This window comes from Shewanella sp. POL2 (genome assembly GCF_000282755.1).
Taxonomy (GTDB): domain Bacteria; phylum Pseudomonadota; class Gammaproteobacteria; order Enterobacterales; family Shewanellaceae; genus Shewanella; species Shewanella xiamenensis.
Genome location: NZ_AKZL01000041.1, coordinates 34,466 through 41,873 on the forward strand (window position 1 = coordinate 34,466; position 7,408 = coordinate 41,873).

General features: G+C 50.8%; 10 protein-coding genes. 4 read left to right on the top strand and 6 right to left on the bottom strand.

The genetic code is table 11. The features are described 5' to 3' along the window. Positions 1-6: 6 nt before the first annotated feature. The 5 genes from SHEWPOL2_RS12535 to SHEWPOL2_RS12555 form a co-directional block, all read right to left on the bottom strand. Positions 7-1,311, bottom strand: coding sequence for an efflux RND transporter periplasmic adaptor subunit (locus SHEWPOL2_RS12535; RefSeq protein WP_037428690.1), 1,305 nt, complete (start codon positions 1,309-1,311; stop codon positions 7-9). Continuing rightward, the gene (locus SHEWPOL2_RS12540) at positions 1,311-2,663 is read right to left on the bottom strand and encodes a TolC family protein (RefSeq protein ID WP_037428692.1); all 1,353 of its coding nucleotides are present in this window, start codon (positions 2,661-2,663) and stop codon (positions 1,311-1,313) included. The genes SHEWPOL2_RS12535 and SHEWPOL2_RS12540 overlap by 1 nt, the downstream gene beginning before the upstream one ends. A gap of 222 nt (positions 2,664-2,885) precedes the next feature. Continuing rightward, positions 2,886-3,335 carry a hypothetical protein gene (locus SHEWPOL2_RS12545; RefSeq protein WP_037428715.1) on the bottom strand — a complete coding sequence of 150 codons (450 nt, stop codon included), beginning with the start codon at positions 3,333-3,335 and terminating at the stop codon, positions 2,886-2,888. 163 nt (positions 3,336-3,498) lie between these two features. After that, positions 3,499-3,702 carry a DUF3012 domain-containing protein gene (locus SHEWPOL2_RS12550; protein WP_037428695.1) on the bottom strand — a complete coding sequence of 68 codons (204 nt, stop codon included), beginning with the start codon at positions 3,700-3,702 and terminating at the stop codon, positions 3,499-3,501. A 36-nt stretch (positions 3,703-3,738) separates the two neighbouring features. Continuing rightward, positions 3,739-4,104 (bottom strand): STAS/SEC14 domain-containing protein, encoded by a 366-nt coding sequence (locus SHEWPOL2_RS12555; protein WP_023268861.1) that lies wholly within the window; start codon positions 4,102-4,104, stop codon positions 3,739-3,741. Positions 4,105-4,253: 149 nt separating this feature from the next. Here SHEWPOL2_RS12555 and arfB point away from each other — a divergent pair, with 149 nt between their 5' ends. The 4 genes from arfB to SHEWPOL2_RS12575 all read left to right on the top strand — a co-directional run bounded on the left by arfB (position 4,254) and on the right by SHEWPOL2_RS12575 (position 6,398). Continuing rightward, the gene (gene arfB / locus SHEWPOL2_RS12560; RefSeq protein WP_037428698.1) at positions 4,254-4,667 is read left to right on the top strand and encodes an alternative ribosome rescue aminoacyl-tRNA hydrolase ArfB; all 414 of its coding nucleotides are present in this window, start codon (positions 4,254-4,256) and stop codon (positions 4,665-4,667) included. Between the two features lie 101 nt (positions 4,668-4,768). Further along, positions 4,769-5,203, top strand: coding sequence for a type II 3-dehydroquinate dehydratase (gene aroQ, locus SHEWPOL2_RS12565; RefSeq protein ID WP_037428701.1), 435 nt, complete (start codon positions 4,769-4,771; stop codon positions 5,201-5,203). Between the two features lie 34 nt (positions 5,204-5,237). After that, positions 5,238-5,693: an acetyl-CoA carboxylase biotin carboxyl carrier protein gene (gene accB, locus SHEWPOL2_RS12570; RefSeq protein ID WP_037428704.1), complete on the top strand. Its 456-nt coding sequence runs from the start codon at positions 5,238-5,240 to the stop codon at positions 5,691-5,693. Between the two features lie 27 nt (positions 5,694-5,720). Continuing rightward, a complete protein-coding gene (locus SHEWPOL2_RS12575; RefSeq protein ID WP_037428707.1) occupies positions 5,721-6,398 on the top strand; it encodes an SDR family NAD(P)-dependent oxidoreductase in 678 nt (225 codons plus the stop codon). 50 nt (positions 6,399-6,448) lie between these two features. On the opposite strand, the gene SHEWPOL2_RS12580 is transcribed toward SHEWPOL2_RS12575, so the two are convergent. Then, a partial coding sequence (locus SHEWPOL2_RS12580; RefSeq protein ID WP_037428711.1) for an MFS transporter occupies positions 6,449-7,408 on the bottom strand: 960 nt, incomplete at its 5' end.

Consider the following 7,408-nt stretch of genomic DNA (forward strand, 5'->3'; position numbering starts at 1 on the left):
TCGCGATTAGTGGGCATGAATATCAAAACCAGCTTTCGCCTGCTCCGATGCCAAGAAAAATGCCCCTGCAACTACCACCTTTAATTGTGCCTGCCGTGCTTTATCCAACTCACTGCCACGCACTAAACTCAAGCCGCGCTGACGCTGCACCAGCTCCACCTCAATGGCTTCAAAACCATCCTCATCCTGAATAAAAATCTGCCAATCGCCATCACTGCTACGGGTTAACGCTGCATCGGGTAATACAATTCCCGATGAAATACCTGACCCGCTACTCGCCGCAGCCATGTTTTGAGAGGCATCGGCAAAGTACAGCTCGGCAAATTGCCCAGCGTGCAACACATGATCAGGATTAGGCATACTGACTAACACTTGCTCAGTACGTGTCACGCTATCCAGCTCGTGGGAGCGGCCGATAATCTTACCTGCTAAGGTTTTATCTCCCACTTGGATCAGCGCTGGGGCACCCACCTTCACATTGACTGCCTGGGCAGGCGTTAGCTGAGCCTCAACCCAAAGGTGCGACTCATCGGTCAACTGCATTAATGGCGTGCCTGCGCTAAACACTTGGCCTAGCATGGCGATATCTTGCTGCACACGGCCGTCGATAGGCGCCAACAGTTGATAGCTACCGATAGCTTCAGGGGTCGACTCTAAGGTACGAATTTGCTCAGGGGTCATTTTTATCGCCTCTAAAATCGCCCGTTTCAGTTCGGCATCGACTTGAGCCTGCATTCTGCGACTCACACTCACAGCGCCTTCACTCATGCGCTTGACTCGACTCCATTCAGCAGCGGCATTAATGTAGTCCGCCTGTGCCTGCGCAACGGCTGCGCCACCCAAGGTAAGTAAAGGCTCACCTTTTTTCACCTCTTGGCCTGGTACCACATGGCGCGCTTGTACGCGAACATCGAGCTGTGGCGCTAAGGTCGCGGTTCTATCACGGTCAACCACTAAAGAAGCCGTTGCTCGAACATCGAGGTTTAAATTGGCAAGACTTAAGCTATCGCTGCTCAAGGGTAACAAACGAATTCCCGCCAGCTCCAACTGTGCCGGCGTAAAGGTTAACGCTTGCTCGCTATGGTCATCCGGTGCTTGCTCGGCAGCAGTACTCTTCGCTGCGTTGTTAACTTGTTTTTCGCCAGCATGATCATGGCCGTCACCAGCAAATGCTGACGTTGGCGTAATCAAGGTTAACGAGGTGAGCATCAGTGCCAACGCTAAACGTGATGGCGTAAACACCGATATGAAACCTGCTGCAGACACATTGGCGAAAGAGTGAAAAACAGATTTAGGAAAAGTTGAATTCATTAGTGTGACCTCACGATTGACTTGGCTGGCACGGCGTTAGTGGGAGAAGTGGCTGTTAACGAATCGATAAAGGGCAGCAGTTGACCGCTGTCCCCCATCCAGGTTAACCAGCTCTGATAAATCGCCGTTTCGAGGTTTAAACCGACCAAATAACTGGCCGCAAGTTGTCGCCGACTCTGTAAATACTCACTGGTGCTCACATCGCCCGAGCGCCACTGTTCACTTAAGGATTTAGCGGCTTTACTCCCCGAGGCTGCGACTCGCTCACGCCAATCTTGGTAACGAGCCAGTAAACGGGGTAAGGCATTGTTAAATTGCGCCTGTTTAGCAGTAAGCACTCGCTCACGGGCTAAGTAGGACTGCTCTGCGATAGCGATGCCCTTATCTGCAACCGACTGTAACTCACTGTAGTTATTACGAACCTGCAAGGGGATAGCCACACCGACGCCAAACTTGTTGTCAGAGCCTTCCCGTTCGAGACCAAGGTTGATGGTGGGATCCGCCGCTGTATCAGCCTTAACCTTCATGGCATTGGCCTTTGCCAATAACACCTGCTGATGGGCACTGGTCAATGCGGGTAATTCCGCTCTCGGGGCAATCATCGACACAAATTGGCCAATATCAGAGATGAACTCCCTAAACTTGAGCTTATCAACCCCAAGTAACTCAATCACTTTACCTTCGGCGACTAAGGCCGCTTGTTCGGCTAGAGCATAGTCGGCGGTATTGCTTGCCAGTTCGAGTTTAAGCAGTTGCAACTCAACATCAGACAAATCTCCCGCGGCAAAGCGCTGCTCGGCAATATTGAGCTGTGCCTGAGTAAATCTTAATTGCTGCTCTGCAAAAGTAAGCGCCTTGTGGCTTTGCGACTGCTCGGCCAGCGCTAATAGACGCTCGGCCAACATCTGACTGCGTTCTAACTGTATATCCGCTAACAGGATCTGCGCCTCAAGCTGGGCAAGGCGGGTTGCTACGCCACGCTTATCGCCCCAATCGATGGTTTGGCTCAGCCCTAGGCTGTAGGTATCTGTGTCGGCATTTTGATAATTGAGTCCAAGTTCAGGGTTATAGACGGCGCGATCCGCCGCGGCAATCACCAGCTCCGCCTGTTGCTGCCGAGCAATTTGCGCCTGCACCTCTGGCAACTGGTTAATTTGCTTGAGTAACTCTGGTAACCACTGATTCAGCGAGGTTTGAGTTTCTTGGGTTAAAAGTTCACCTTGCGCTACTGCATCTAGCTCTTTGACGTCTAGGCTTGAGCTTGCTGCAACAGCGTAATTCACCTGTCCACCAACGAGCACTAGCGTACTCAACAGGCCAAACAAGGTCTGGGCGATAATGGTTTTCTTCATCGCAATTCCTAACAATATCTAAATAGGATTGGCCCTACGCCATCGACGTGCGGATACCAATCGAATGCTCCCCAGAGGCAAAATGTCGAATAAGCTCAAAGCGCTAGCGCGAGCCAAACACGTTCGAGGTTAATAAAACCTTTGCTTTGGGGATAAATTAAGGGCTTATTGCGGCGCGCCCGAACAATAGATACGCAACCAGAAATAAGCAGATATTGAGGGTTAAGCGATGGGTGGGCGGTACTTAGGTAATTGATCTGGAGGGAAATAGGCTAAATCCGTTGGCATGTAAGCCGTTTCGAATGCCGTTAGGGTTTGGCTTTCAAAATGAGATAGTAACGCCACATGGCCGCCATGGCATTGGCAATCAAGGCAAAGGTCAAAGTTTTGAATTTCAGTGGTTTGCACTAAATGAGAGTGGCTACTAGCACTGGCAGTCGATACGCCCGCATTGAATGCGGCTTCACCAAACTGCTCGGTGCTGAATCCGGGAGTCTGCTCATTGGGGCACACACAATCCACACATTGAGCTAAGGTGGTCACAGGAGCACTAAATTGTAGGTGGGGATGATTCTCGGCTTCTTCTACGCCATTGCCCGCATGTAACTGATGGGCACCCAAATTCGCGCCCGCAAATTGCAGCACGATAATGGCTATCAGTAGGGTCACCATTCGGCTAAAGAATGGCTTAGCGGTCGAAATCAAATATCACCTTTGGACGATTTAGTCATAATTCAGCAATAGCTTGTGCAAACTTAAGACAGGGATTTTAAGCATAAGTTCACAGCTTGCAAGGATTAATCTGTCAAGCTGTGACACTATTCGCTTGAAAAACTTACTTAAACACGCAGTGTTTGGCGTAATCGGCCGCTTCGTTCGCAGTCCAATCACCTTTAGGTTTTTCCTTCATTTGTTTACACCAAGCATCACTACCTACCTCTGGCGCACAGGCACTTAAGCCTGCGGTAAAGGCCAACACTAGGGCGATAGCGCCTAATTTAGCGGTCGGTTTGGCAGTCATAGTTTTCAACAAAGACATAGTTAATTCCCTATAAGTTATACCCACCATGGGTCATTAAAAAGTTGAACGTTTAGCGATCCACGCAATGGCTTTGGCTTTCTGCTCCAAGGGGAACCAAGCCACTTCGCCCTGCATAAAGGGGCCGAGTAAGCGCACAGCGTTACCCACCCAATCTGGGCCGCCAACAAATACTAAAGCTTCAAAATTAGGAAGTTGGACTTCACCACTGCCCGTTAGCGACTCAAATTCCCAACCTTCAAGTAAGACGTCCGCCTCAATATACAGGCAAACCTGTCCCCAATCCTTGCGGTAACTCTTAATGGCCGGCTGTAAGCGGGTACGATAATCGGTTGAAGAGAGTCGACCACTGGCGAAAAGACTGATAACACCCTTAGCAATATCGGGGATTTGGCATAACATAAAGGCACTCCGAAACGAGAACACTATTTTGCGAACGGGCAACCACGCCTGCCCTGCAAGAATGCGCCCGATGATAACAAATCTATTGAAAAGCCATAAGCAGTTATTGCTCGCTTCTCAAAGCAATTGGACAAAACCCTAAGTCTGCCATGATAAAAATCTCAAACCGTGTGGAACTTCCGGAAAATGAAATCGAGTGGCAATTTATCCGCTCAAGCGGCGCTGGCGGGCAGAATGTCAATAAAGTCTCCACCGCCGCCCAATTGATTTTTGATATCAGAAACTCGTCATTACCCGAGTTTTATCAGCAGCACCTGCTGCAAAAAGCCGATCATCGGATTACCGCCAGCGGCAAAATCATTATCAAATGTCAGGCGAGCCGCAGCCAAGAGGCGAATCGGCAAACCGCATTGGAACAATTTATCGCCCTAGTTGCCAGCGTGGCCGAAGTGCCCAAAAAACGTATCCCCACCCGTGCGACCAAAAGCAGCCAAACCAAACGCTTAGACACCAAAAAACAACGTGGTGCCACTAAGGCTATGCGCCAGATTAAGTTGGATTAACCCAGCTTGCACAGTAACGATATTCATAATGCAAAATCCGCCCGAACAGGTTAAGTTAATGGCATTCAACCCGTTAAGGCATGTCGTAAAAGGAAAGCGTAATGAATCATAAAGTTCTGCTCATCAATGGCCCCAATTTAAACCTCCTTGGCCGCCGCGAACCCAGTGTTTACGGTCATCAAACCTTAGCCGATATCGTTGCCATTTTGAGTGAACAAGCTCAAGCAGCAGGTGTTGAACTTGAGCATATTCAATCGAATGCCGAATTTGAACTGATCAACGCGATCCATGCTACCGATGCGCAGATGATTATTATCAACCCCGCAGCCTTTACCCACACCAGTGTGGCCCTGCGTGACGCACTGCTCGGGGTGGATATTCCCTTCTTTGAAGTGCATTTATCCAATGTCCATGCCCGCGAGCCATTCCGCCACCACTCCTATTTGTCCGATAAGGCCATTGGGGTGATTTGTGGTTTCGGCGCCCAGGGCTATGAGTTTGCCCTCGCGGCGGCGATTAAGAGATTGAAGGCATAAACGCGATTAGCGTGAGTACAGGGAGCCACAAGCCATGGCGGTTGACCTTCGAAAGATCAAAAAACTGATTGAATTAGTGCAGGAATCTGGGATTGCAGAACTGGCGATTACCGAAGGGGAAGAGTCCATTCGCATCACCCGCTACGGCCCACATACAGTAAGCACACTCGAAGGCGCGCATAATCCTCCGCCTTCCACTGCATCGAGCCCAAAGCCTGCCAAAACCCGTGACGCCTTACCTGTGATTGAAGGTTTTGTGCAAGTATCGCCCATGGTGGGCACCTTCCATACCTCGCAAGGCCAAACCGAGGCGCCCTTGGTGCGCATCGGTCAACGGGTGGCTCGCGGCGACACGCTTTGCATTATCGAAGCCATGCGAATGCAAAATCCCATCGAGGCCGAGCGTGACGGTATAGTCGGCGCTATTTGGGTGAAAGACGGAGATGAGGTCGCCTTCGACCAGCCGCTGTTCACTCTGATCGAAACTTAGACTTCGAAATAGAATTTAGAGGTAAAGATGATACTGATTACTGGCGCAAGCAGTGGCTTAGGCGCAGCATTAGCCGCCCTGTATGCCAAGGATAACCAAGCACTTACACTGACGGGACGCGATGCCAACCGTCTTCATACTGTGGCTAATGCCCTCAGCCCATTTTCGAATCAAAGCATTAGCGCCATCAGTGCCAATTTAGCAGACGAAGCGAGTGTCGAAGCGCTATTCGATGGCCTTACCGATGCCCCCGATACGGTTATCCACTGCGCTGGCAGTGGTTACTTTGGCGCACTGGAAACCCAAGGTGCGAGCGAAATCCAAGCGCTGCTGAATAACAATGTCACCTCAACGATTCTGCTGGTGCGTGAATTGGTGAAACGCTATAAGCAGCAAGCGGTTAAGGTGGTGATCGTTATGTCCACCGCCGCCCTCGCCGCCAAAGCGGGTGAATCGACCTACTGCGCCGCCAAGTGGGCGGTGCGGGGCTTTATCGAATCGGTACGTTTGGAGCTCAAGCAAAGTCCGATGAAGTTGATAGCAGTTTATCCCGGCGGTATGGATACCGGCTTTTGGCCAAGCAGTGGTAAGAGTCTAGATACCTCAAGCTTTATGTCCGCCGATGAGGCCGCAGGCATGCTAAAACAAGCGCTACTCGCTACTGAGCACGGTTATATCGCCGATATCACCATTCAAAGAAGTTAAGAGTTAACCGATAGGCGGCGCAGATATAGAGCTGCGCCGTCATGGTCAGCTTAATCAATGCAGTTTGCAGTACAAAGATTGTCAGCGCGGCGGCTCTCTCTGTGGGTTAACCACCACATGACTAAACCGCCGAGGGATAAAAGTGCTGCGGCATAGCCAGTCGCGGCAATACCTTGGCCAGATAAGATCACTAAGCTGCCAACCCAAGGGCCAATGGCATTAGCAAGGTTAAAGGCACATTGTACTAAAGCGCCCGTCATGGCTTGCCCATCGGGGGCCACATCCATTAATCGCGCCTGCACTATGGTTGCCAGACCAATCCCCGAACCCACAAAGAATACAATTGGCATTAATGCCCAATAAGATCCCGTCAAACTTGGATACAACGCCAACACTAAGGTGCTTAACACCAGCGACCAAAATGCCGCCGCCAGCGCCGACTTATCCGCCGCCCAGCCACAGACTAAAGTGCCTAAGGTGGCACCAATCCCAAAGACCGCCATCATCACCGGGATTTTAAAGGGCTCGACTTGGGTGACTTGGATCAGTGTCTCGGCCAGATAGGTATACACACAGAAAATCCCGCCAAAACCGATAGCCGCAATGCCGAGCGTGAGCCAAACTTCACGGTTCTTAAGGGTTTGCAGCTCTTTTTTAGGGCTGGCATTTTGCGGTACGGCGACATTCGGCGCGAGAAAATACAGCATCACGGCGGTAACGGCGGCAATAATCGCCACTATGCCGATACCTGAGCGCCAACCGACGGTTTGCCCCATCCAAGTCGCAAAGGGCACGCCAACGATAGTGGCTAAGGTTAAGCCGATAATCACCCGAGAAACCGCTCGAGCCTTCATCTCTGGCGGCACTAAGGAAGCCGCCAGTAACATAGCGACACCAAAATATGCACCATGGGGCAAGCCACTTAAAAAGCGGAAAAACACTAACCAATTCAAGCTGGGCGCCAAGGCACTTAAACCATTAGCAACCGCCATCATGGCGGCCAAGGCGAT